The sequence below is a fragment of the Serratia sp. MMO-28 genome (assembly GCF_037199905.1).
In the GTDB taxonomy this organism is placed as follows: domain Bacteria; phylum Pseudomonadota; class Gammaproteobacteria; order Enterobacterales; family Enterobacteriaceae; genus Chania; species Chania oryzae.
The window spans coordinates 262,453-285,657 of the sequence record NZ_JBBCVB010000001.1 but is presented as its reverse complement, the minus strand read 5'-3'; the positions used below and the strand labels follow the sequence as shown (position 1 = coordinate 285,657).

Genomic DNA, 23,205 nt, shown 5'->3' with positions numbered 1-23,205 from the left:
CATCTGCACGGCTTGGTTATAGTCGAGAGAGGCGTTTTCACTGCCGTTTCTTGTTCCACCGTTCGCAAGCGCTAAAATTAAGGAAGGCCGTTAATGCAATACCACCGTATTCCCCACAGTTCTTTGGAAGTGAGCGTGCTGGGACTGGGCACCATGACCTTTGGCGAGCAAAACAGCGAAGCCGATGCCCACGCACAATTGGATTATGCATTAGCCGCTGGCGTCAACCTGATCGATACCGCAGAGATGTACCCCGTGCCGCCTCGCCCGGAAACTCAGGGGCTGACCGAGCAATACATCGGTAATTGGATCAAGGCGCGCGGCAACCGCGATAAAATCGTGCTGGCGAGCAAAATCGCTGGGCCGGTACGCGGCAACGACAGCAGCATCCGCCCGCAGCAGGCGCTGGATCGCAAAAACATCCGCACGGCGCTGGACGCCAGCCTGAAACGGCTGAACACCGATTATCTCGATCTGTATCAGGTACATTGGCCACAGCGCTCAACCAACTGCTTTGGCAAGCTGAACTATAAATACACCGATGAGAAGGCCGCCGTTACGCTGCTGGAAACCCTGGAGGCGCTCACCGAGCAGGTGCGCGCGGGTAAAATCCGCTATATCGGCGTCTCGAACGAAACGCCATGGGGGGTGATGCGCTACCTGCAACTGGCGGAAAAGCACGAGTTACCCCGTATTGTCACCATCCAGAACCCCTACAGCCTGCTGAACCGCAGCTTTGAGATTGGCCTGGCCGAGATCAGCCAGCACGAAGGGATTGAGCTGTTGGCCTACTCTAGCCTCGCATTCGGTACGCTGTCTGGTAAATACCTGAACGGTGCCAAACCCGCAGGAGCACGTAATACCCTGTTCAGCCGCTTCACCCGCTACACTTCCGCGCAAAGCCAACTGGCGGTTGCCGAATACGTTGCGCTGGCGAAGAAACACGGTCTTGATCCTGCGCAGATGGCGCTGGCATTTGTGCGGCAACAACCGTTCGTTGCCAGTACCCTGCTGGGCGCCACCACGTTGGAACAGTTAAAAAGCAATATCGACAGTTTTGATGTTGTTCTGGAAGAAGACGTGTTGCAGGCGCTCGAAGAGATCCACACCCGCTTTACCATTCCTGCACCCTAAATGATTCAGGGGCGCCTGCGCGCCCCCGCTTTATTTGGCGCGGAACTGAGAAACCCACAGCACGGTAATCGCCAAGGCAAACACCACGCCAAAACCAATGCCAACCCCGACCACCGGAACGCCCAGCTTAACCACCAGCGAATACAGGCCAAGCATCAGCAGCATAGCGGTGTTCTCACCCAGATTCTGTACCGCAATAGCATTGCCGGCACCGACCGAACGCTTGCCACGCTCCTGCAACAGCGCATTCAGCGGCACCACAAAGAACCCGCCCAGCACGCCGATGGCCAGTAACAGCACATAGGCATTCAACATGGTGGTCTGTACCGCGAAAAACGCCACCGCGACGCCAATCAATATCCCGGCGGGCATACAGCGCCTGACGGTTTCCAGCGTAACAAAACGCGCCGCCGCGCCAGCGCCGCCCACAATCCCGATGGCCACCATGGCATTGAGCAGCGTTGGCGTCGCGTTATCGGTAATCCCCAAGGCCACCGGCACCCACAGCACCAGCAGAAAACGCAGCGTCACCCCGGCGCCCCAGAACAGGCTGGTGCCGATTAAGGAGAAACGCGTCTGACCATCACGCCACAGCACCACACAAGCGTTGAAGAAGTTACTCCCCACTGCACGCGGATGCCAGGAAGTGACCTTGTGCGCCGCGGGTAAACGCGGGATATACAGGTTGGCAACCACGGCAGCACCATACACCAATGCACAAACTGCCAATGCGGCCACGATATGCCAGTCTGCCAGCAAGCCTCCGGCGACCGACCCCACCAGGATCGCGGCAATGGTGGAAGCCTCCATCAGGCCGTTGGCCTTCACCAGTTTCTCACCGCTGGTGATTTCCCCCAGAATGCCGTACTTCGCCGGTGAATACGCCGCAGCCCCCACACCAACCAGGCTGTAGCCCAGGAACGGGTTCAGGCCAAAGCAGATCACCAGCGCCCCGGCCAGTTTCAGGCCATTGGCCATCATCATCACCCGCCCTTTGGCGAAGCTGTCGGCCACTTGGCCAACAAACGGGGCAAGAATGATATAGGTCGCCACAAACGCCATTTGCAGTATCGGTTGGCTCCAGTCAGGGTACATCTGCTGTTTAATCAACGCCAAAGTGGCAAACAGCAGGGCATTATCGCCGAACGCCGACAGAAACTGCGCGCAGATCACCGCGATCATGCCGCGCGACAGCAGGGGGGAATCGGTAGCATTCATCAGACATTCTCCGGCTGTTCAGCCATTTTACGCAAGGTAACGAAATCCGGTTTGCCGCTGCCAAGCAATGGCAACGCTTTCACCAAGCGAATATCACGCGGTACTGCCAACTCCGGGCTGCCCTGTTCACGCGCCACACGCAGCAAGGCGTCGCGGGTAATGCTGCTATCGTTGGTGAACAGCACCAATGCCTCACCTTTACTGCTGTCACTCTTCACCGTGGCCGCGTGTTGCCCTTCTGGAGCGATACGCCATGCCAGTTGCTCTACGCTTTCCAGCGAGATCATCTCCCCCGCCAGCTTGGCAAAGCGCTTCACGCGGCCACGGATGGTGCAGTAGCCCTGCTCATCCAGCGTGACGATATCACCGGTATCGTACCAGCCCGGTTGCAATACGCCGTTTTCATCCTCAGCGGCCGGTGTTTCCAGTTCGCCTGGGCGCTCCACGCGCAGATAGCCTTTCATGATGTTTGGGCCTTTCAACTGCAAGCGGCCGCCGTGATCGATACCCGGTACCGCCATCAGGCGAGCCTCCATCTGCGGCATAATGCGGCCCACGGTGCCAACCTTCGTCGCCATCGGCACGTTGATCGATACCACCGGTGCGCATTCGGTCACCCCATAGCCTTCCAGAATGCGGATGCCGTATTTGTCCTGATAGATCTGCTTGGTGCTCTCAGCCAGTTTCTCGGCACCCGCCACCACGTAGCGCAAACGGGCGAAATCATACGGATGGGCGAAACGCGCGTAGTTATTGAGGAAGGTTGCAGTACCAAACAGCACGGTGCAATTGCGGTCATACACCAGTTCCGGCACCACGCGGTAATGCAGCGGGCTGGGATAGAGGAAAATCCGGCTGCCGGTCATCAGTGGCGTAATCAACCCCACCGTCAGGCCGAAAGAGTGGAACAGCGGCAGCGACGACATAAAGCGATCGCGCGGGGTAAAGTCCGCAATGGTGCGGATCTGCTCCACGTTAGCCAGCAGGCTGGCGTGGGAATGCACCACGCCTTTCGGGTTGCCTTCCGAGCCGGAGGTAAACAGGATCAGCGCTGCATCATCCGGCTGCTGTGGCACCATCGCCCGCTGTGGTTGCAACAGATGGCGCAGGATCCACAGTTTATCCGCCAGCGTAACGGTATCTTTCAAATCTTCCAGATACACCCAGTTGGCTTCCGGCACCTGCTCGGGCAGATGAGTCAGCTTGCCTTTCTCCAGGAACTGGCGCGAAGTAACGATGGTTTTGATCGTCGCCGCCGTCAGCGCGCTTTTCAGCCCGTTAGCCCCGGCGGTGTAGTTAAGCATCGCCGGTACCCGGCCCCGCAGCGATGCACCAAAAATCGCCGCCGCAGTAATGGTAGCGTTCGGCAGCAGCATACCGACATGTTCGCCTTGCGCAGTAAAGCGCTGCAGGATACGGCTGACGCCCAACGCCTTTTTAATCAGACCCTGATAGCTGTCTTCTTTGAAAGCGATATCTTCAATACAAGGCTTGCTGCGGCCATACCGCTGCTGCGCCGCCAGCAGTGCGCTGAACAGGGTTTGCGGCTCGCGGGTATCCATTCGCGCCTGCATCATGATCTGATGCAGCTTATCACCGGCCATGATCCGGCGTTCCCGTGCGCGTGGCGCCTGCGGCATAGGCAACTGAGTAGGCGGCAAAATATGGATGTTGATCTGCGGGAACCAACGGATTTTGAATACCCCGGCCATACGGCCAAACGGGCTGAACTCCGGGCCATCGATCCGCACTGGCACCACCGTAGCACCCGATTTGGCGGCAATAAACGCCGCACCGTCATAAATCTTCATCAATGAACCGGTCACGGTAATGCGCCCTTCAGGGAACACCACGATCGGCCTGCCCTGTTCCACCATACGCACCAGTTGCTTGATCGCCATCGGTTTGGTGGGATCTAACGGCACAAAATCGATATACGGCTTCAGCCAGCGCATAAACCAACGTTCGGAGATACTGGAATAGACGGCAAACACCGGTTTAATCGGCAGGAATAACGCCAGCAACGCGCCATCCATAAAAGAAACGTGATTGGGGGTGATCAGCAATTTCTGCTGGTCTAAATACCGGGCGTCGCCTTCAACGCGTACCCGGAACAACCGGCGAAATACCGCGCGTAACATAGAAAAAATCATCCCACTCTCCCTGGGGGTCGATGGCCTTAACTCATTGTAGAGAGAGAGGATACTATATGGCAGGCAAAAAAAAACCTACGCATCTGCGTAGGTTGGTGCAATTGAAAATGGCTTCAACATACAGAGCATGTTGATTTCTCACCAATCAATACCTCTGGGACTACTACTCTAAAGGGGAGCCGATTAAGAAACTATCCCTGAATCGCAAGAGTTCTGCTCCAAATGCAACCAGCTGTAAATTTCCCACACCGGCCAGTAATAACTCGCTACAACAGTCACCCTATTGCCGGAATAGCGATAATAAAATCAGCATATCTGCAATGGCCGCCACAAGTTACGCATACCAGCGCTTGCAGCCCCGTGTGTTTTCCGCAAAACTGAGGAATGTAAGCGATTACCCAGGAAGTCATGACAGATATGGCCACGATTAAGGATGTTGCCAGGCTGGCGGGTGTTTCCGTCGCCACGGTATCTCGTGTAATAAATAACTCCCCCAAAGCGGGCGAAGCTTCACGCAGCGCGGTGCAGGCCGCGATGGAAGCGCTGCAATACCACCCGAATGCCAACGCCCGAGCGCTGGCTCAACAATCAACAGAAACCCTGGGGCTGATCGTTTCCGACGTCTCGGATCCCTTTTTTGGTGCGATGGTCAAAGCGGTGGAGCAAGTCGCCTATGCTACGCATAATTTTCTGCTGATTGGCAACGGTTACCACGACGCTGAAAAAGAGCGCCAGGCGATTGAGCAACTGGTACGCCATCGCTGTGACGCGCTGGTGGTGCATGCCAAAAAGCTGACCGATGAAGAGCTGGCGGGTTGGATGCGGCAAATTCCGGGGATGGTATTGATCAATCGCACCTTGCCGGAGTTTGCCACACGCTGCGTGGCACTCGACGATCGCTACGGTGCCTGGTTGGCTACGCGCCACCAGATCCAGCAAGGCCATCAGCGCATCGCCATTATCTGTTCTACCCACCAGATTTCCGATGCTGCGGACCGTTTGCAGGGGTATCTGGATGCGCTGGCAGAACATGGCATCGCGGTGGATGAGAAACTGATTGCCTACGGTGAACCGGATGAAATCGGGGGCGAACACGCGATGACCGAACTGCTGGGGCGCGGTAAGAACTTCACCGCCGTCACCTGCTATAACGATCCGATGGCCGCGGGAGCACTTTCGGTGCTGAGTGACAACAGCGTTGAGGTGCCGGGCCAGATATCGCTGATTGGTTTTGATGACGTGCTGATTTCACGCTACCTGCGCCCACGCCTGACCACCATCCGTTATCCGGTCGTCGCCATGGCTACCCAGGCTGCCGAACTGGCATTAGCCCTGGCCAACCATCAACCGCTGCCAGAAATCACTAATATGTTCAGCCCCACGCTGGTGCGCCGCCATTCTGTAGCCAGTATTAATAACGTGTTCGAGCAGAGCTAGCCTAAACGGCGGTGGTATAGATGTACCGGGCGATCCGGGTAATCCAACGCATCGCCAATATACTGCCAGCCATGGCGTTCGTAGTAACCGCTGAATTCGGCATACAGATACAGTTCGCTGAACCCGGCCTGTTGGCTGTAATCCTGCACAAACTGCTGTAACTGCAACCCAAGCCCGTTGCCACGCTGGCTTTCATCGACGTAAAGTGCCGCCAGCCACGGCGTCAGATCCTGGCGGCTGATCAGGTCACAGCGCCATAGCCCCACGGTTCCCACCGGTTTATCATCCAACAGCGCAATAAATGTGATGGGCAGCCCGTCACGGCGCAGGCTGCTTTCGACCACGCTGGCGAAAAATGCCCGGCTGTTGTCGCTGCCAAATGCCTGCCATTGCCAATCGATAACCTGTTGCTGATGTTGCGGATAGTCCGCCAGATGAACAATACGGAGCACTTTCGTTTCCTTCAAAAAATCCATTCCCCATGCTAGGGCGCAAACCACGGTTAATGCAAGACACAACCCGGCCTAACCCTATGCTAAACTGGGCATTATTTACCGCAGCGAACGTTGAAAGAGGTTAGCCACTGATGATCACCATGTTGGATGTCTCCATTCGCGCGGGGGTTTCTAAAGCCACGGTTTCACGCGTGTTAAACGGCACCGGACAGGTGAAAAAGAGCACCCGCGACGCGGTATTCAAAGCCATGGATGAGCTGGGCTACCGGCCGAACTTTCTCGCGCAATCGCTGGCGAATAAAAGCTCCAACAGCATCGGCCTGGTGGTGTCCAATTTCGACGGGCCTTATTTTGGCCGCCTGCTGCGCCAGGCCGCCAAGCTGATCGAAGCCAGCGGCAAACACCTGATCGTGACCGACGGCCACGATACGCCGGAAGATGAACTGCAGGCGGTGCAGTTGCTGGCAGATCGCCGCTGTGACGCCATTATCCTGTATACCCGCTTTATGAGCGAAAGCGCGCTGATGGCGCTACTGGACAGCCTGCCGGTTCCGGTAATGATCATTAACCGCGATCTGCCACAGGCCCGTGAACGCTGCGTGTTCTTCGAACAGCAACAAGCCGCCTTCAACGTGGTGGATTATCTGATCCGCCAAGGACATCGCGACATCGCCTGCATCACCGGCCCGATCGATACCCCCACCGCCCAAGCACGGCTCGCCGGTTATCGTCAGGCATTGGCGCATCATCACATTGGCTTGGTTGATGCACGGGTTACCTACGGCGACAGCAGCGTGCCAGGGGGGTATCACAGTTGCAAAGCGCTGCTGCACACCGGTGCGCCGTTCAGCGCCCTGTTTGCCAGCAACGATGATATGGCGATCGGTGCCATGAAAGCGCTTAACCAGGCGGGTAAACGCCTGCCGCAGGACGTTTCGCTGTTTGGCTTTGACGACGAGCCCAGCGCCGCCTACCTGCAACCGGCCCTCTCCACGGTGTATCTGCCGATCGATGCGATGATCGAGGCCGCCATCACGCAGGCTTTTCGCCTGATCAACGGCGAAAGCGTGCAACCGCTAACCCCGTTTACCGGCGAACTGAAACTGCGCGAATCCGTGGTTCCGGGGCCCTATGCCGGCTGAGCGGCGTTAAATCAGTTCTAAACCGATCAGTTCTTCAATGGTCTGGCGGCGGCGAATCAGACGCGGTTCGCCGTTTTCGAACAGCACCTCCGGCAGCAACGGGCGGCTATTGTAGTTGGATGACATCGACGAACCGTAAGCCCCGGTATCATGGAACACCAGATAATCCCCTACGTTGACCGGTGGCAAAGCACGGGTTTCGATACCGCCGCCCGCCTGTTGGGTAAAGACGTCACCGGACTCACACAATGGCCCGGCGATCACGGTATCACGCAGAGGTTGGCCCGCAGTATCACGGCCATCCGCCGGTAACAGCGAGATATGGTGGTAGCTGCCGTACATCGCCGGGCGCATCAGATCGTTAAAACCGGCATCCACCAGCACAAAATGGCGGCTGCCCATGTCTTTCACCGCACGCACTTCGGCCACCAGCACGCCCGCTTCGGCCATCAGGAAACGCCCGGGTTCGATCTCCAGCTTTACCGGATGGCCCAAATGCGCGGCCACGCGCTCGCGTGCGCGGTTCCACAAACCATAATAGTGTTCGGTATCAATCGCCTCTTCCCCATATTGATAAGGGATAGAAAGCCCACCACCGGCTGAGATCGCGCTGATGTCCTGCCCTAAATCAATCACCTGCTGCACCATGGCGTCACACACGCTTTCCAGATGCTGATAATCAACGCCGGAACCAATATGCATATGCACACCAACCAGTTTCAGGCCGTATTGCTGAATTTTAGCCACCGCCTGCGGCAGATCGGCATACCAGATACCGTGCTTGCTGTTCTCGCCACCGGTATTGGTCTTTTGGCTATGGCCATGACCAAAACCGGGATTAACCCGTAACCAGACGGGATGGCCCGCCGAAACCTGGCCAAGCTGCTCCAGCATATCGATAGAACCGGCGTTGACCGGGATCTTCAGTTCGCTGATGCGGGCAAGTGTGGCGCGATCGAAAACGTCAGCCGTAAAGACAATCTCTTCCCCACCCGGCACAAAACCGGCCTGCAACGCACGCTCGACCTCCCCCAATGATACCGAGTCCACTCTCACGCCCTGCGCGCGCATCAGGCGCAGAATATGAATATTCGAGCAGGCTTTCTGTGCAAAGCGGATCACGTCAAAGTGACGCAACTGGCTGATACACTGACAAATAATCTCAGCATCGTAGGCCCAGACCGGGCAGCCAAAGCGTTGCGGGAGTGCCAGCAGATTAGTGGCGTTCAGTGCGGTAGAGGTGTCGTTTAAAGCGCGTGGCATCGGTGTGTTCTCAAAAGTAAATTTTTCATCATCATGCCGTAGGGAAGTTGATTTGAAAAATATCTATTTCTCCACACTCTATTCATTTATGATATGGATTTCTCTCCTTGTAGAACACGCTATGCACAGCATTACCCTGCGCCAGATTGAGATCTTTCATGCGGTGATGACCATCGGCAACCTGACCGAAGCCGCAGCGCTGCTGCAAACCTCGCAGCCCACCGTCAGCCGCGAGCTGGCGCGCTTCGAGAAGCTGATCCAACTGCAGCTGTTCGATCGCGTGCGTGGTCGTCTGTACCCGACGGTGCAGGGCCTGCGGTTGTTCGAGGAAGTGCAGCGCTCTTACTATGGCCTGGATCGCATCAAGAATGCCGCCGCCGGTATCCGCCAGTTCCAGCAGGCGCAGCTTTCTATCGCCTGCCTGCCGGTGTTTTCTCAATCGCTGCTGCCTGCCGTCTGCAAACCGTTTATCGATCGTTACCCGGAAGTCAGCTTCAGCGTGATCCCGCAAGAGTCGCCATTACTGGAAGAATGGCTATCGGCGCAACGCCACGATCTGGGGCTGACGGAAAACACCCTGACTCCCGCGGGCACCGAACGGGTCACGCTGATGACCATGAATGAAGTCTGCGTGCTGCCCGCCAAACACCCTTTGCTGGCGAAAGCGCTACTGACGCCGCAGGACTTCAGCGGAGAGAATTTTATCAGCCTGTCGAGCACCGACAGCTATCGGCAATTGCTGGATGCCCTCTTCCATGAACAGGGCATCGATCGCCGCATGGTGTTGGAAACCCACAGCGCCGCCTCGGTGTGTGCGATGGTAAAAGCAGGCGTTGGCGTGTCGATCGTCAATCCTTTGACCGCACTGGATTACGCCAATAACGGCGTGCATCTGCGGCCGTTCAGCGTGGAAGTGCCATTCACCGTTAGCCTGATCCGGCCGCTGCACCGCCCCTCTTCTGCGCTGGTGACGGCGTTTATGCAGCATTTACAGCAGCAGGCGGAAGAACTCCCGGCCCGTTTAGCCGCGGTGATTCGGCGCTAACCGTCAGCGCAGCGTGGAGAGCCAGTCTGGATCGGTTGCAAACCACTCCACCAGAAAATCCAGCATGGTGCGCAGCGTGGCTGGCATCTGGCGGCGCGAGGTGTAAATACCGTAGATCCCCATGGCTTGCGGCATATAGCCGGGCAACAGTTCGATCAGATCGCCCTTTGCCAGCAACGGAGCCGCCGAATAGTATGGCTGCAGTGAAATGCCCGCCCCTTGCACCGTGCCCGCCAGCAGCACCACTGACTCATTGGCACTCAGATTACCGCTGACCGCCACCGCCGATTTCACTCCTTGACGGTCAAAATGCCACAGGCTTTTGCCGAAATAGGAATAGGTCAGGCAGTTATGGGTCGCCAGATCCTGCGGATCGCGCGGTGTACCCTGGGCGGCAAGATAAGCAGGAGCAGCACAGACCACCGACGCACAAGTAGACAGTGGCCGCGCGATCAGGTTCGGATCCAGTTCATTGGTGATGCGCAGCGCCAGATCGATACGCTCTTCCACCAGATTGACCGCCTGATTGTTCATTTGCAAATCCACCGCCACCTGAGGATGGCGTTTCAGGTATTGCGCCACGGCCCCCACCAGCGCTGTTTGCCCAAGGGACTGTGAGCAGGTCATGCGCAGCAGACCGCGTAACTCGTCACTCTGCAGGTTATCCACCAGATCGATTTCCCCGGCCAACGCCAGCATCTTGCGGCAACGCACCAACGTGCGTTCCCCCGCATCGGTCAGGCTCAGCTTACGCGTGGTACGGTGCAGCAAGCGAGCCCCGCTCCACTGCTCCATCTGTGCCAGATAACGCGTCACCATGGCACGCGACATCTCCAGCCGTTCTGCCGCCGCGATCATACTGCCGCGTTCCACGATGGTGACAAAAACCTCAGCAGCGGTAATGCGACCCATAATTCGCTCGATTTATGCAATGAATAATTGCTTATTATCCGATTTTTCTCTCGATTTATGCAACGTAATATCTTGGCAACACTAACCGATCCCCAAAGAGCACCTGCCAAATGTTTAAGAAATCATTACTGACCCTGACCTTAACCGGCATCACCGCTTTCAGCACATATGCCACTGCCGCCAACACGCTGACTCTGGAAGTGTATAATCCGGGTGAAAACAGCCTATTCCCGGTTTCTTCTGAAATCATCAGCGGCAAAAATGAAGTGGCACTGATTGACGCCCAATTCCAGCGTAACGATGCCGAAGCCTTGGTGAAAAAAATCAAAGCAACCGGTAAGAAACTCACCACTGTGTATATCAGCCATTCGGATCCGGATTTCTATTTCGGTTTGGATGTGATCAAGGCTGCATTCCCGCAGGCGAAAATCATCGCTTCACCGGGGACAATCAGCGCGATCAACGCCAGCAAAGACGGCAAAATGGCTTACTGGGGCCCCATCCTCAAGGAAAATGCCCCAAAAGCGATCGTCGTTCCGCAACCCTTGCAGGGCGATAGCTTTACTCTCGACGGCCAGAAAGTGGAAGTGAAAGGCCTGAACGGCCCGACGCCGGATCGCACCTATGTGTGGATCCCCGCGTTGCAAGCGGTGGTTGGCGGCGTCGCGGTGGCCGGTAACAACATCCATCCCTGGCTTGCGGACAACCAGAGCAAGGAATCCCGCGCTCATTGGCAGCAAACGCTGGAAAGCATCAAGGTGCTGAAGCCACAGGTTGTAGTGCCGGGGCATTTCCTGCCGGGCGCAGCCCAGTCGCTGACGTCGGTGGCCTTTACCCAAAACTACCTGGCCACGCTGGAAACCGAGTTGCCGAAGGCTAAAAATTCTGGCGAACTGATCGCTGCCATGAAAAAACATTACCCGGACCTGAAAGATGGTTCCAGCCTGGAACTGAGCGCCAAAGTACTGAAAGGCGAAATGAAGTGGCCGCAGTAAGCCTGATAGCGGAGGTATAACGATGAAAACACCAACGTTGCATTACATTTTCGATCCGCTGTGTGGCTGGTGCTATGGTGCCGCGCCGCTGGTGAAGGCCGCCCAGACGATCCCAGGACTGAACATCACCCTGCACGCCGGAGGGATGATGACAGGCAGCAACCGCCGCCGGATCAGTGACGAATGGCGCAACTACGTCATGCCGCACGACAAGCGTATTGCCGAGTTGACTGGGCAGACATTCGGTGAAAAATACTTCAACGGACTGCTGCGTGATACCACGGCGGTGATGGACTCGATACCACCGATTACCGCCATTCTGGCTGCCGAACAGCTCGCCGGACGGGGCATTGATATGCTGCACCGCATCCAGGAAGCCCATTATCAAGAAGGACAGCGCATTGCCGATACGCCGGTTTTAACCACATTGGCAAAAGAGTTGGGCCTGGCATCCGCCGCTTTTATTGCCGAGATGCGCTTCAAGAGCGGGGCGCCGACAGCACAGCATATTGCGCAAAGCCGCGCACTGCTTGCTCAGGTACAAGGTCAGGGCTTCCCGACCTTTGCCTTACGGCGTAGCGATGGGCATCTGCACCCACTCCCGGTTGGACATTACCTGGCGGATATTGCCGGCTGGAAAGAATTGCTGATTAACACCGCGCACTGAGCACGACTTGCCCTTTCGCTTGAGGAAGGGCAAGCCTCTGAGGGAGTTATTTCACCCGCACGAACCGCCCTTCGACACACACGTTAAAACCAAACCCGCAGTCACCCTATTTCAAATAGTTAGCGGCGTCAAAACTGCTTACATGTCATAGTTTGTTTGTTACCCTGCGTACGCCCATGCTGATAGGAAACAATACATTCTGGAACATCATGAACAAAACTATTTCGCAGAAACATGCCGTTTGGCAATTAATTAAGCCCTTTTGGGTTTCGGAAGAGAAATGGCGTGCCTGGGCGATGCTGATCGCCATCGTGGCTCTGTCGCTGGGGTTGGTTTACATCAGCGTGCTGATTAACCAATGGAATCAGGTGTTCTACGACGCGCTACAAAATAAGAACTACCCGGTGTTCAAGGAACAGCTGTGGCGCTTTACCTATCTGGCGTTGAGCTTCATTGTGCTGGCGGTCTACAAGGTCTATCTGACACAGGGCTTGCAGATGCGCTGGCGACGCTGGATGACGGAAAAATTTATGGGCAAATGGTTGGCTCATCGGGCTTATTACCATACCGAACAGAAGCAGATTATCGATAACCCAGACCAGCGTATTTCTGACGACCTCAACGTGCTAACCCAGTATACGCTGTCGCTGTCACTCGGCCTGCTTTCCAGCCTGGTCACTCTGGCTTCGTTTGTCAGCATTCTCTGGCACATCAGTGGGCCGATGACTTTCGCGATCGCTCAACACTCTTTTACCCTGCCTGGCTATATGGTGTGGTTTGCTCTCCTGTACGCGGCCCTGGGTTCACTGGTGATCTGGTGGGTTGGTAAACCGCTGGTCATGCTGGGCTTTAATCAGGAACGTTATGAAGCCAACTTTCGTTTCGGGTTGATCCGCATCCGTGAGAACAACGACGCCATTGCGCTGTACCACGGTGAGCCACGCGAGAAGCAGCAGTTGAGCAATAGCTTTGAAGCGATCCGCAGTAACTGGTGGTCGATTATGCGGATTACCCGGCGGCTGAATATTGCCAGTAACTTCTATGGTCAGTTTGCCATTATTTTTCCTCTGCTGGTGGCGGCCCCACGCTACTTCTCCGGTGCGATCCAGATGGGAGGTCTGATGCAGATCGCCTCCGCATTCGGTCAGGTGCAAGGGGCACTGTCGTGGTTTATCGACGCATTCACCAACCTGGCCAGTTGGAAAGCCTGTGTTAACCGTCTGGCGGGTTTTAACGCAGCAATCGACGAGGTGCATAACCAGACTCGCGGCATTCAACTGCAACCAGAAAGTGCTCAGCCGCTGGTACTAAGGAATCTCAGCATGACGTTGCCTGATGGGCAGCCGCTGCTGAGCGCGGCCACGATCGGGCTGAAGCGGGGTGAACGCGTGCTGATCGTCGGCCCTTCAGGCTGTGGTAAATCCACTCTGCTACGCGCCATTGCCGGCATCTGGCCCTACGGTTCCGGTGAAATCGGCCTGGATCAGAAGTTAAGCCCCCTTTTCCTGCCGCAGCGCAGCTATATTCCGATCGGTACGCTGCGCGAAGCGCTGAGCTATCCACATCCGGATAAAGACTACAGCGATGAACAACTGTTGAAAGTGCTGGAAAACTGCCGCCTGAAACATCTGCAGTCTCGGCTGGATACCAGCGCCAACTGGAGCCATCGCTTATCGCCGGGTGAGCAACAGCGGCTGGCCTTTGCCCGCGCCATCCTGATTCGCCCAGATATTTTGTTCCTGGATGAAGCCACCAGTGCATTGGATGATGAAACCGAGCAATTGATGTATTGCCTGCTGGTGGATGAGCTGCCGGATGTCACGCTGGTCAGCGTGGCACACCGCAACAGCGTGGCGAAGTATCACCAGACCTGCTGGCGCTTCAGCCGCGACGAGAAAGGGTTGGCGCATATGGCGTTGAGCCCGTTACCGATGCCAAGCTGACCGGTTTCTTCTCCTTCAAGTGAGAATCATCATGGCCCTCTGCTGCGAAGTGAGGGCCGTTACCTTAGGCAACTCCCCCACTTCAAATATCCTCTGCAGCAACCTTTTCGCGTTTCACCCGAACGCTTGCCATGAGCGGGTCAGCCCAGGTTTAACGCGTTTCTGCTAAAAAGGAGCGGACAGGCTTTCCTTCCCTGAGTTGATCTATTTCACAAAAAATCAATTCGCTTAATTAAGCAAACCGACGCCGACATAAGTTACCAAGCCAACAACCACTAAAATGAGAATAACTGCAGCGGTATAAAGGGCAATGCGGCGGGGATTATAATAGGGCATGGTGATTCCTCTTAATTTTATACAGATCAACAGTCAGTTTACTGTACTCGCTCTCCTTTGTCGGGTTATTTGTCGCCGAAAGTCGATCTTGGGGTAACGCTCCGCCAGCGGGCGAAGACCGTTCCCGGGATTTAGCGTGGGCTTACTACCAATAAGTGATATTTCCTTGCCGCACTCTCGCCCGAGTCAACGCTGCACAGCAGGTGAATCAGACACGGCCAGCATATCCACAGAACCCGGCGTTTCATCGTCATACACCTCTGGCTGCCAGAGCTCCTCAATAAAAGCACGCTGCAAGTCGTTCAATTGCCAAGCAGGTGGACATACTGCTTTAATTGGCAACTGAGTATCCCCATGAGGAGTCTGTGATTCATTATCCATAAGCTCGTTCCTGACTACCCTGTATCTAATGAGTGACGACCGCAATCCCAAGAACACCTGGTTCCACATAGGCCAAACAGGCTTTTTCATCCATGACATTGCTCATTCAGGTAAAGCGACCACCAATATATAAGCTAAATCTATCGCCAAATTCCTTATTGTCGTTTTAAACGATAGATACTTTAGTTTATTCTCACGCAAAAATCCTAACAAATTAATTATGCAAAACATTCTCGGGACATTACGCAGAAAACACCGACGATAACACTATGAAATAGCTACATTAAGTTCAAAAAAGAATATATAAGGCCAATACTATAGATAAACCACATAGAAGTTACTCACAAAAAAATAATGAATAGCATGGCTAGATTGATTAAAAAACAACCATAAAGACCTTCACGTTCGCCTGCGTTACCCACGTCAGGCAATCAAAGCTACAGAGCCAGTTCTTGTCGACACTTCTTATCAACCCACTTATCACTGATTGGTGAATATAACCTGCCCACCGCCAATTAATTACTGTCATTGTCCGATGCACCACACAGCAAAATCAAGTTTAGGGAATAAACCATCATAGAATTTACCAGCCATCATCATTTTGAAAACTACGATAACAAAGACAGTTAAAAGAGAACTATAGAAAATTACAGAACCACACTGTTTGTAATAAGCCGTATTGATATGAAAATAAAAGAATCAATTATATTTAGATATTTCAGCGACCATAACAAACTCATTCATTACAGCAACCCTCAGAAAAAGCCTATACCCCTATAAAAAATGCAATTATTTCAATGAGCAGAGGTTATGATGCGATATCAGCCCATAAAAACATGATCATTTTATGAGCTGATGCGCTATTTTTTTTCACATCAACAATGCGCAATGCCTCTTAGAGTCTCGCTTCCACTAAATTTTAACAGAAAGTTCTTAGACTGGAGTGACGTTATTTTAATTGCTGAACCCAGGTATTAGGTGTTTAAATGACCACGTTCTAACAATATTTGCTTTCTATAACTTAGGGAAAAGATAATGAAAAAACGCAAATATCTTAGTCATATTGAGATTGAGAGAATGATCTCTGCAATACCGGATGGACCCAATGGCTGTCGAGATCGCTGTATGCTGTTGATGTGCTTTATTCATGGATTACGCGTGAGTGAGCTCAGGGGGCTGCGTTTGGAGGATATCGATCTCACGACTAATCGACTGCACGTCTCCCGCTTAAAAAACGGTTTCTCTGTTCAACATCCGATTCAAATCCGCGAACGCTTGGCACTGAATAAATGGCTGGCTCAGCGCCCGCGCTATCTGGAGTCCGATAGCCCTTGGTTATTTCTTTCGCGTCACGGAGGACAAATTTCACGGCAACAGCTCTATCGTTTAATAAAAGCCTACGGTGAAATGGCTGGTATCAGCGTGCAGGTACATCCTCACATGCTCCGCCACTCCTGTGGCTATGCACTGGCCGATAAAGGCGTTGATACGCGGCTAATTCAAGATTATCTCGGGCATAGAAACATTCAAAACACGGTGATTTATACGGCGAGTAACGTTGAGCGCTTTAGGGTAATACATATTTAACTCACATATGTACTATGCCAAATATATCCAGCGCTCAACATTATAAAGATCGTCTCTTACCTTACAGGAGCAACAACATCAGCAGGAGCGACTACGTCTAATATACTTACGTTGTATACCATTGTAGAACCCGGCGGGATGTCGGGTGGTAGGCCTTTATCGCCATAAGCCAAGGCTGGCGGCACTACCATCGTCATGCTGCCGTGATTCTGCAACTGGGACAGCGCAGATCTAAACATCGGCGGGTAGCTGCCTAATGGCTGTGTGATCGACGTGCCAGCAGCTGCCATATCTTTGATTACCTTACCATTCGTCAGACTTTCTTTTACCACTACAGAGACAATGCTGGCATCGTCAATCTTACCTTTACCCGCATTGTCGATACGATAGAAATAACCAGAACTATCTTTCTTCACCTGTTTTTGCTTTTTGAACTGAGCAATATAACGCGCACCTGCAGCTTCAGTTTCCTGCATGCGTTGCTTCTCGTTAGCACTCAACGCAGCCTCGGTGGCACGCAGCGCTTTATCGATCTGCGCTTGTGGCAGTTTAACATTGCCAGCAAACGTATCTTGCACACCTGCCAGCGCCAAACGATTATCTATCTTAACCCCTTGCGCGGCTCTCTCTTTCAGCAACGCCAACATATCATCGGCCAACGAACTGCCGATGGCATAATCGCGAATTTCACTCTCGGTTTTCGGCTCCACCACCGCGTCTTTCTGCATTTTCTGCAGCACAGACAGCTGTTGTTCCAATGCGCTGTTTTCCTGCATTTTTTCACTTGCTTTGTCCCGCAATGCAGTGAGTTGATTTTGCAACTCTTCCCCTTGCTTGCGGCTCTCATCCAAAGCCACCTGCAATGCTTGACTGCCTTTAGCTTTCTCACTTTCCGACGCCGCCAGCGTTTCTAGCTGTTTCTTCAATGCGGCCACTTGCTGCTCACTTTCTGCCGCTTTACCCGTCAACAGAGCTAATTGCTGCTGCGCCACTTCAGCCTGTTTCTTACCCTGCACCAATTGCGCTTTCAGAGCATCTTGCTCGCTGCTTTTACCCGCCTGCGCCGCTGTCATAGCCTCCACTTGCTTTTGTAGCGCTGATGCTTTCTGTTCTTTTTCACTGGCTTTTGCCGTTAACACGGCCAAGGTTTTTTGTATCTCTTCGTTTTGCTTACGGCTTTCGTTGAGTTGTGTTTGGAGCGCCTGATTCTCTTTGTTTTTGTCGTTTTGCGAGAGTGCTAATGCATCCAACTGTTTCTGCAATGACGAACTTTGTTGCTGGCTTTTGTCCAATGCCTGCTGCAGACGGCTGGCCCCCTGCTGATTTTCTGATTTTGCTGCCGTAGCGGCCGCCAAATCCCGCTGCATCTGCTCTGTTGCTTGCAGATTTTCTTGCAGGTTTTGCTTCAAACGGGCAACTTCGGCACGGGCATCAACATCCTGCTGAGCCGTTTGACGCAGCTGTTTCAATGCCTGATCCTGCTGACTCACCGTGGCATTCAACTGATTGATTTTGGCCTGCAAGGCTTTTAACTCGGCAACGGGAGCTGACTGGGATTCACTTTCCCGCTTGCTCAGCGCATTTTTGCTGGGTTTGGCGGTACTTCTTTTTTCACGAGGCGGTGGAGGTGGCGTCGCTGCATCAAGTTGGGAGGGCGTGAGCAACAGCAATGCCGGAGCTTCATCCACTTTGCTGGTGATCGCATTCAACGATTCGAGCGTTTTACTCATATCATCTTGCAGCTTATCAGAACCAAAAGCGCCGCCCAAGGGAAGTGCCAACGTAAAAAAAAAGCCATATTTCAATGCCTGATTCACTTAACGCTCTCCCCTCTACGGATCAGCCCATTCAACACATCGCGCTCAATTTCAGCACACACCTGGTTGGTTTTATATTTATACAAGGCATCCAGCGTATCTTTAGTCTGTATGTTCACATCCCCCCGAACAGCACTGTAAACCGACGCATTTCTCACCAAGCTGTCAAAATAGGCTTTCCTGGCGGCATAGGCTTTTGGGTTGACCGCCTGCAACGAAGCCAGTTCACTCTGACAGAGACCTAAACGATTTTCTTTCACCTCAGGCTTTTCAATCACGGGTTGAGGTGGCGGTTGAATTGCGGCGGGAGAGGAGACAACGGGTTGCATCTTCGATGAAGGGCTACTGTTTTTGTTTTCGCAACCGGCCAATAACAAGCCGCTACTGATGATAAATCCAACCAACAGTCGCCTGCTACATCTGTTAGTTTTCTGAAGTTGTTCCAAATTCTATTCCTTCCTTGCTGGATAATGACCTGCCATTACCACCCTGGAGTGGATCACCTTCACCGGAGGGGGTAACCATGTCGGCAATGTTTTTATTTCTCTATTATGGCCGCAAATACGGCTCGAGAGACTGTCAACCGAGTGATCTGTGTCGTCATGCAGAACCAACTCCAGATACAGGTATTCCAGCATATCTTTCATTGCCACCAGTTCAGCACAGTGGGTGATCCCCAACTTGTGCATGGCTTTCCCTTTAAGCGCCATCACCGTTTTTTCGCTGCGCAGCAGCAATTTAGCGGTACGCTTTACCGAGTCGCCATCCAGTAGGTGCTGTAATACCCTCAGTTCCATCAGACGCAATGTTACCTCATCTGAAACTTTGCTCAAGTTATCCGACAATACATTTTTTATTCTAGCACTGCAGTAAAAGGTTCCATGGCCAATTTGCGCGAAAGCCTCCGCAATTTCTGCCAAGGAATCGTGCTGACTTACAATAGCGTCTACATCCAGTTCAGATAACTCCCGCAGGAAATAAGGTATGTAGACATCCACTATGGCGACAATTCTCATACCTGGCCGGGTCTGACGTAATGCCCGAATAAACTGCAGCTGTTGTTGCCAATTGGCTTGCTGCCAGCTAAAACCAATAACCAGCATTTCAATATTAGAGGTGACCAACCGGAGTCGGGCTTCAGTCAGAGAGTGCATCCGCCAGCACTGCCAGACATTATTTTGTTCTTTCAAGTGATGTTCAATGCCGCTCGCCATCATCTGGCAAGGGATCAGCAGTGCGACACGTGAGAATGGTGGACTGCGTAGAGTCATGAGAATTCCCTTCCATGAGAATGAGGGCTAACTGCCCACCAGCCTTAGCTGCGATGCCTGAGTATCTGAGAAGCGAATAGGGGCCCCCTATTCGCAATCTCATCAGTCACATGCAAACTGCTGGGTGATATGCTTCCTGAGCGAAAACAGCTCGCTGTCATTCTTGACCTGCAGCTTTCTCATAGCATTACATTTATGTGCGCTGATGGTTTTAATACTACGATGCTGCAACTCAGCAATTTCGCGCAGGCTCATGCCATTGAACAAGAAGGTCAACACATCGTTCTCGCAACGCGTCAAACTATGCAGACTGGAAACATCATCAGAATCAGCACGGGCAAGATAGGAGCCAATCATTGGGCTCAACACACGCTCACCATTGAATACGCGATTGAAGAATTCCCCTACCAGCTTCAGGTCATCGCCACGGGAAATCACGCTGATATTGGCAACATCCAGCAATTTGCCCAGATCCTCGCCCTTCTGACAGCGGGTGTAGACAATCACTCGTAGCGTGGGCAACTGTGTGCACAAACTCAATAACGCTTCACGCCCCTGAGCCGTGGTTTCATTCAGGCCATTTAATTCGGTAATAAGAATATCGACAGGCTGATACAACAACCCTTCGGAAACCGCTGCCATGCTGGTTTCCTGTACAATAATCTCACTCGGTACGCTCAGCGTTCCAATAAAACACGACAGTCCGGTCAATGTGAGCGGGCTGCGATCCATCAGGGCTATGCCGATTGGCTTTTGCGACAAAGGGGCCATACTCTACTCCTGTATGAATGACACGCTCATTCCATCCGGGAATGAGTACCATCTGTATAAACGTTAGCGGGCAAATACCGGGCCGGTTTTTGCCATCCATTTACCCTGCAGATAAAGCTCACCATCACTCTGGAAGCCTAACTTGTGCATGGCATTGCGTTTGTGGGTGCTAACGGTGCGGACATCACGATGCATCATCAGGGCAGCCGTGGTCACGCTTTTACCGGAAAACAGATAAGCCAGCACATCCAATTCACGGGCCGTTAACGCCTTTCCGCCAGCGGAATGATTGGCCAGTAGCTGTCTGACTTTATGGCTATAACTGCGGCGGCCTGCGATCACTTGCTGCACACATTGCGTCAGTGCGATCGCGGGCTCCTGTTTCAGTACCAGCCCCTTGATCCCCGATGCAGTCAACAGTTGCAGCACCCGTGGGTCGTCAAGCGCGGTACAAACAATCATTGAAGTGGTTGGCCAGTGTTCCAGACAAAGTGCAATCAGCCGCAGGCCATCCAGCACAGACTCTTCTTCCCCACATAATTCCATGATCAGCAATTTAGCGGGGCGATGGTGCATCAATGTAGGGATTTCCGATAGGTTGCTGACAAGTTGTACCCCGTCCGTAAATCCACAAGACTGGGCCAAGATGTTACGTATACCGAGTGCAGTGATTGGGCAGGACTCCATTACAATCACACTTTCCCCTTTTTGCCCGTAAGGATGTGGAGCAGGCGCACTCACTCTTTGATAAGTATGAGCTATGGTCATAGTTATTCTCCCTTGCTGCAGGTTACTGGTACTTTACTGCGTCCTTTAAAAACATTGCTCTCCTCCCTTTCTTAACCGGGAGTGATGAGGCTTTCTTTCTTCCCTGGTAACTGCTCAAAAAATGAAACTAAGCCACAATAAGAAAACGCCCCCAACAACAATTTACATAGACACAGGTCAGGACAAATCCATCATGAGCCGGGGGCACATCTCATGATGGAGAGGTACTGATAATGGTTACTGATAAGTAAATGCTACTTGGACGGTGCCGACGATGCTGCCAGGGGTTACGCCACCGTTAACGGTATAAGCGCGTGCACGTAATAGGAAACTGGCATCGCTAGTCGCTGATACCACATTCGCTGTCATGGTGGAACCATTCCCCTTTTTATTACCAGCCGTATCTTGCAGCTCTATTTGAACCCTAGTAGCATCACCCGTGTTCTTATATAACGTTGCGTCCTCATCTGCCTGAACCCCGCTAAACGTGGCGGTTACAGAACTGGTTGATGTCGGACAGTCTTTCAAATGAAGGGTGAACGGTATCAATGTAGAGCCCTGGCCTCCCGTAGACAGGCTGGTGGCCTGAATATCGGTACCTAGATTGACATTAACATTTTGGCCGTCAGTTGAATCAACTGTACATGGAGATGCTTTGACGGTACCGGTAATGTTCAACTGCGCACTGCCGATATCTGCCGCTAATGCAGAATAGCTGCTCCACAATCCCATAATAGCGATGCATACCATCGTTTTCTTTAGTAACAGATTATAGACTTTCATAAATATCCTTATCCATTTAGTTAATATGCAATAACACACCGCTGCCGTTCAGACGGCAGAAAGGTTACGGAATAGTCACAGTGACAGTGCCTGTCGCATTAAACGTACCGACTGCCGGGGTGTTACCACTGGTATTGATTGGATATACATTCAACTGAGCTGTTCCCTGTTGAGCGCCATAATCGATATCAACCGGCAGTAGACCACCATTTGGCGCAACTACATTACCATTCTTATCTTCAATTCTTACTGCAATATCATTATTATCAGTTTTCAATGCGTCACTAAACTTAGAGTTTGCTTCAGCTTTAAAACTAAGATTAATAACCGCACTATCCTGGATATTTCTACATTTCAATATCAATTGTTTACTAACTGGTGTATACCCCGTTGGTTTAGCGCCAGCAGTTTTTATATTAGCCGCCAAAATCTCGCCAAGGTCGATAGTTACCGGCGCGGGGTTAATCTCACAACTTTGTGGTACAGTTACTTGACTTGCAAGTAAACTCACCTTCGCTACCCAATCTGGGCTCGAATGGTTAGGTAGTGAAGCGATATACACGTAAAGTAAATCTGTTGGTGCTATATCCTTCGTTCCGGTAAAAGATCTTGTTATATAGAGATCGATCTGACCAGTTGCTCCGCTTGAATATGGCCAAGGGGAATTACATGTTTGTCCTGTGTTGGCAACAAAACCGTTTGATACACTTTGCAAAGGAATAGTGAAGTCCTGATTGACATTCCCAACAATATGTACCCTACCGCCAAACTGAAGAAAATCATTGAGTTGATATTTCCCACCACCAACCGCCGGTAACGAGCTTGGAACCACAGTAGTAATATATGCAGGAGCCACAGCCCCCGTACAACTACATACTATGTTATAAGTTCCCGGGGCATTCCACTTGTCTCCGCTGGCATTAGGTATTGTTACTGCCCCTAAATTAGGATCAGTTAACTGAGTTTGAAAACTGAAAGCATAAGTGGTCCCTGTAATTTTATTGCCACTTGCATTTGTTGTCCAACAATCACCAGTAGCAGCATGAGCCTGCTGCAGGAAACCTAACCAACCGGCCAACATAGCAAAAAGCGCTGAATAACGTATTATTGAGAATAATATTTTCATA

21 protein-coding genes are annotated in these 23,205 nt (G+C 52.7%); 8 read left to right on the top strand and 13 right to left on the bottom strand.

Annotated features, from left to right (window positions below):
* The first annotated feature begins 93 nt into the window (after nt 1-93).
* Nucleotides 94-1,134, top strand: a complete 1,041-nt coding sequence (locus WG891_RS01275; RefSeq protein ID WP_337261299.1) for an NADP(H)-dependent aldo-keto reductase — start codon at nt 94-96, stop codon at nt 1,132-1,134.
* A gap of 30 nt (nt 1,135-1,164) precedes the next feature.
* Here WG891_RS01275 and lplT read toward each other — a convergent pair whose 3' ends face one another.
* Together lplT and aas are read right to left on the bottom strand one after the other, a co-directional pair.
* Entirely contained in the window at nt 1,165-2,352 is a 1,188-nt protein-coding gene (gene lplT / locus WG891_RS01270; RefSeq protein WP_337261298.1) for a lysophospholipid transporter LplT, read from the bottom strand.
* Entirely contained in the window at nt 2,352-4,505 is a 2,154-nt protein-coding gene (aas, locus tag WG891_RS01265) for a bifunctional acyl-ACP--phospholipid O-acyltransferase/long-chain-fatty-acid--ACP ligase (RefSeq protein WP_337261297.1), read from the bottom strand. Before aas ends, lplT begins: the two co-directional genes overlap by 1 nt.
* 417 nt (nt 4,506-4,922) lie before the next feature.
* On the opposite strand from aas, the gene galR reads away from it, so the two are divergent.
* Complete coding sequence (gene galR / locus WG891_RS01260; RefSeq protein ID WP_337261296.1) at nt 4,923-5,942, top strand: HTH-type transcriptional regulator GalR; 1,020 nt, start codon at nt 4,923-4,925, stop codon at nt 5,940-5,942.
* On the opposite strand, the gene WG891_RS01255 is transcribed toward galR, so the two are convergent.
* Complete coding sequence (locus WG891_RS01255) at nt 5,939-6,394, bottom strand: GNAT family N-acetyltransferase (protein ID WP_076943650.1); 456 nt, start codon at nt 6,392-6,394, stop codon at nt 5,939-5,941. The two genes, galR and WG891_RS01255, sit on opposite strands and share 4 nt — an antisense overlap.
* A 134-nt stretch (nt 6,395-6,528) precedes the next feature.
* Here WG891_RS01255 and WG891_RS01250 point away from each other — a divergent pair, with 134 nt between their 5' ends.
* The gene (locus tag WG891_RS01250; protein ID WP_337261295.1) at nt 6,529-7,539 is read left to right on the top strand and encodes a LacI family DNA-binding transcriptional regulator; all 1,011 of its coding nucleotides are present in this window, start codon (nt 6,529-6,531) and stop codon (nt 7,537-7,539) included.
* A 6-nt stretch (nt 7,540-7,545) separates the two neighbouring features.
* Here the strand turns inward: WG891_RS01250 and lysA are convergent, their stop codons facing one another.
* Nucleotides 7,546-8,802 carry a diaminopimelate decarboxylase gene (gene lysA, locus WG891_RS01245; RefSeq protein ID WP_337261294.1) on the bottom strand — a complete coding sequence of 419 codons (1,257 nt, stop codon included), beginning with the start codon at nt 8,800-8,802 and terminating at the stop codon, nt 7,546-7,548.
* Nucleotides 8,803-8,923: 121 nt separating this feature from the next.
* On the opposite strand from lysA, the gene WG891_RS01240 reads away from it, so the two are divergent.
* Entirely contained in the window at nt 8,924-9,847 is a 924-nt protein-coding gene (locus tag WG891_RS01240; RefSeq protein WP_337261293.1) for a LysR family transcriptional regulator, read from the top strand.
* A gap of 3 nt (nt 9,848-9,850) precedes the next feature.
* Here the strand turns inward: WG891_RS01240 and WG891_RS01235 are convergent, their stop codons facing one another.
* Complete coding sequence (locus tag WG891_RS01235) at nt 9,851-10,759, bottom strand: LysR family transcriptional regulator (protein ID WP_337261292.1); 909 nt, start codon at nt 10,757-10,759, stop codon at nt 9,851-9,853.
* A gap of 110 nt (nt 10,760-10,869) precedes the next feature.
* Here WG891_RS01235 and WG891_RS01230 point away from each other — a divergent pair, with 110 nt between their 5' ends.
* The 3 genes from WG891_RS01230 (at nt 10,870) to WG891_RS01220 (ending at nt 14,364) form a co-directional block, all read left to right on the top strand.
* Complete coding sequence (locus WG891_RS01230; protein WP_337261291.1) at nt 10,870-11,754, top strand: MBL fold metallo-hydrolase; 885 nt, start codon at nt 10,870-10,872, stop codon at nt 11,752-11,754.
* A 22-nt stretch (nt 11,755-11,776) separates the two neighbouring features.
* Entirely contained in the window at nt 11,777-12,421 is a 645-nt protein-coding gene (locus tag WG891_RS01225; protein WP_337261290.1) for a DsbA family protein, read from the top strand.
* Nucleotides 12,422-12,630: 209 nt separating this feature from the next.
* On the top strand, nt 12,631-14,364 hold the full coding sequence (locus tag WG891_RS01220) for an ABC transporter ATP-binding protein/permease (protein WP_337261289.1): 1,734 nt from the start codon (nt 12,631-12,633) through the stop codon (nt 14,362-14,364).
* Nucleotides 14,365-14,886: 522 nt separating this feature from the next.
* On the opposite strand, the gene WG891_RS01215 is transcribed toward WG891_RS01220, so the two are convergent.
* Nucleotides 14,887-15,081: a hypothetical protein gene (locus tag WG891_RS01215; protein WP_337261288.1), complete on the bottom strand. Its 195-nt coding sequence runs from the start codon at nt 15,079-15,081 to the stop codon at nt 14,887-14,889.
* Nucleotides 15,082-16,116: 1,035 nt separating this feature from the next.
* Between WG891_RS01215 and WG891_RS01210 the strand changes: the two genes are divergently transcribed.
* Entirely contained in the window at nt 16,117-16,668 is a 552-nt protein-coding gene (locus WG891_RS01210) for a tyrosine-type DNA invertase (protein WP_337261287.1), read from the top strand.
* A 56-nt stretch (nt 16,669-16,724) separates the two neighbouring features.
* Here WG891_RS01210 and WG891_RS01205 read toward each other — a convergent pair whose 3' ends face one another.
* The 7 genes from WG891_RS01205 to WG891_RS01175 form a co-directional block, all read right to left on the bottom strand.
* Nucleotides 16,725-18,485, bottom strand: coding sequence for an FKBP-type peptidyl-prolyl cis-trans isomerase N-terminal domain-containing protein (locus WG891_RS01205; protein WP_337261286.1), 1,761 nt, complete (start codon nt 18,483-18,485; stop codon nt 16,725-16,727).
* Nucleotides 18,482-18,931 carry a hypothetical protein gene (locus WG891_RS01200; RefSeq protein WP_337261285.1) on the bottom strand — a complete coding sequence of 150 codons (450 nt, stop codon included), beginning with the start codon at nt 18,929-18,931 and terminating at the stop codon, nt 18,482-18,484. The genes WG891_RS01205 and WG891_RS01200 overlap by 4 nt, the downstream gene beginning before the upstream one ends.
* A gap of 3 nt (nt 18,932-18,934) precedes the next feature.
* Complete coding sequence (locus WG891_RS01195) at nt 18,935-19,756, bottom strand: LuxR C-terminal-related transcriptional regulator (RefSeq protein ID WP_337261284.1); 822 nt, start codon at nt 19,754-19,756, stop codon at nt 18,935-18,937.
* A 102-nt stretch (nt 19,757-19,858) separates the two neighbouring features.
* Entirely contained in the window at nt 19,859-20,527 is a 669-nt protein-coding gene (locus tag WG891_RS01190) for a response regulator transcription factor (RefSeq protein WP_337261283.1), read from the bottom strand.
* Between the two features lie 63 nt (nt 20,528-20,590).
* Nucleotides 20,591-21,103: a LuxR C-terminal-related transcriptional regulator gene (locus tag WG891_RS01185; RefSeq protein ID WP_241680006.1), complete on the bottom strand. Its 513-nt coding sequence runs from the start codon at nt 21,101-21,103 to the stop codon at nt 20,591-20,593.
* A gap of 429 nt (nt 21,104-21,532) precedes the next feature.
* A complete protein-coding gene (locus tag WG891_RS01180; RefSeq protein ID WP_337261282.1) occupies nt 21,533-22,078 on the bottom strand; it encodes a fimbrial protein in 546 nt (181 codons plus the stop codon).
* Nucleotides 22,079-22,142: 64 nt separating this feature from the next.
* Nucleotides 22,143-23,204 carry a fimbrial protein gene (locus WG891_RS01175; protein WP_337261281.1) on the bottom strand — a complete coding sequence of 354 codons (1,062 nt, stop codon included), beginning with the start codon at nt 23,202-23,204 and terminating at the stop codon, nt 22,143-22,145.
* Between the last annotated feature and the right edge of the window lies 1 nt (nt 23,205).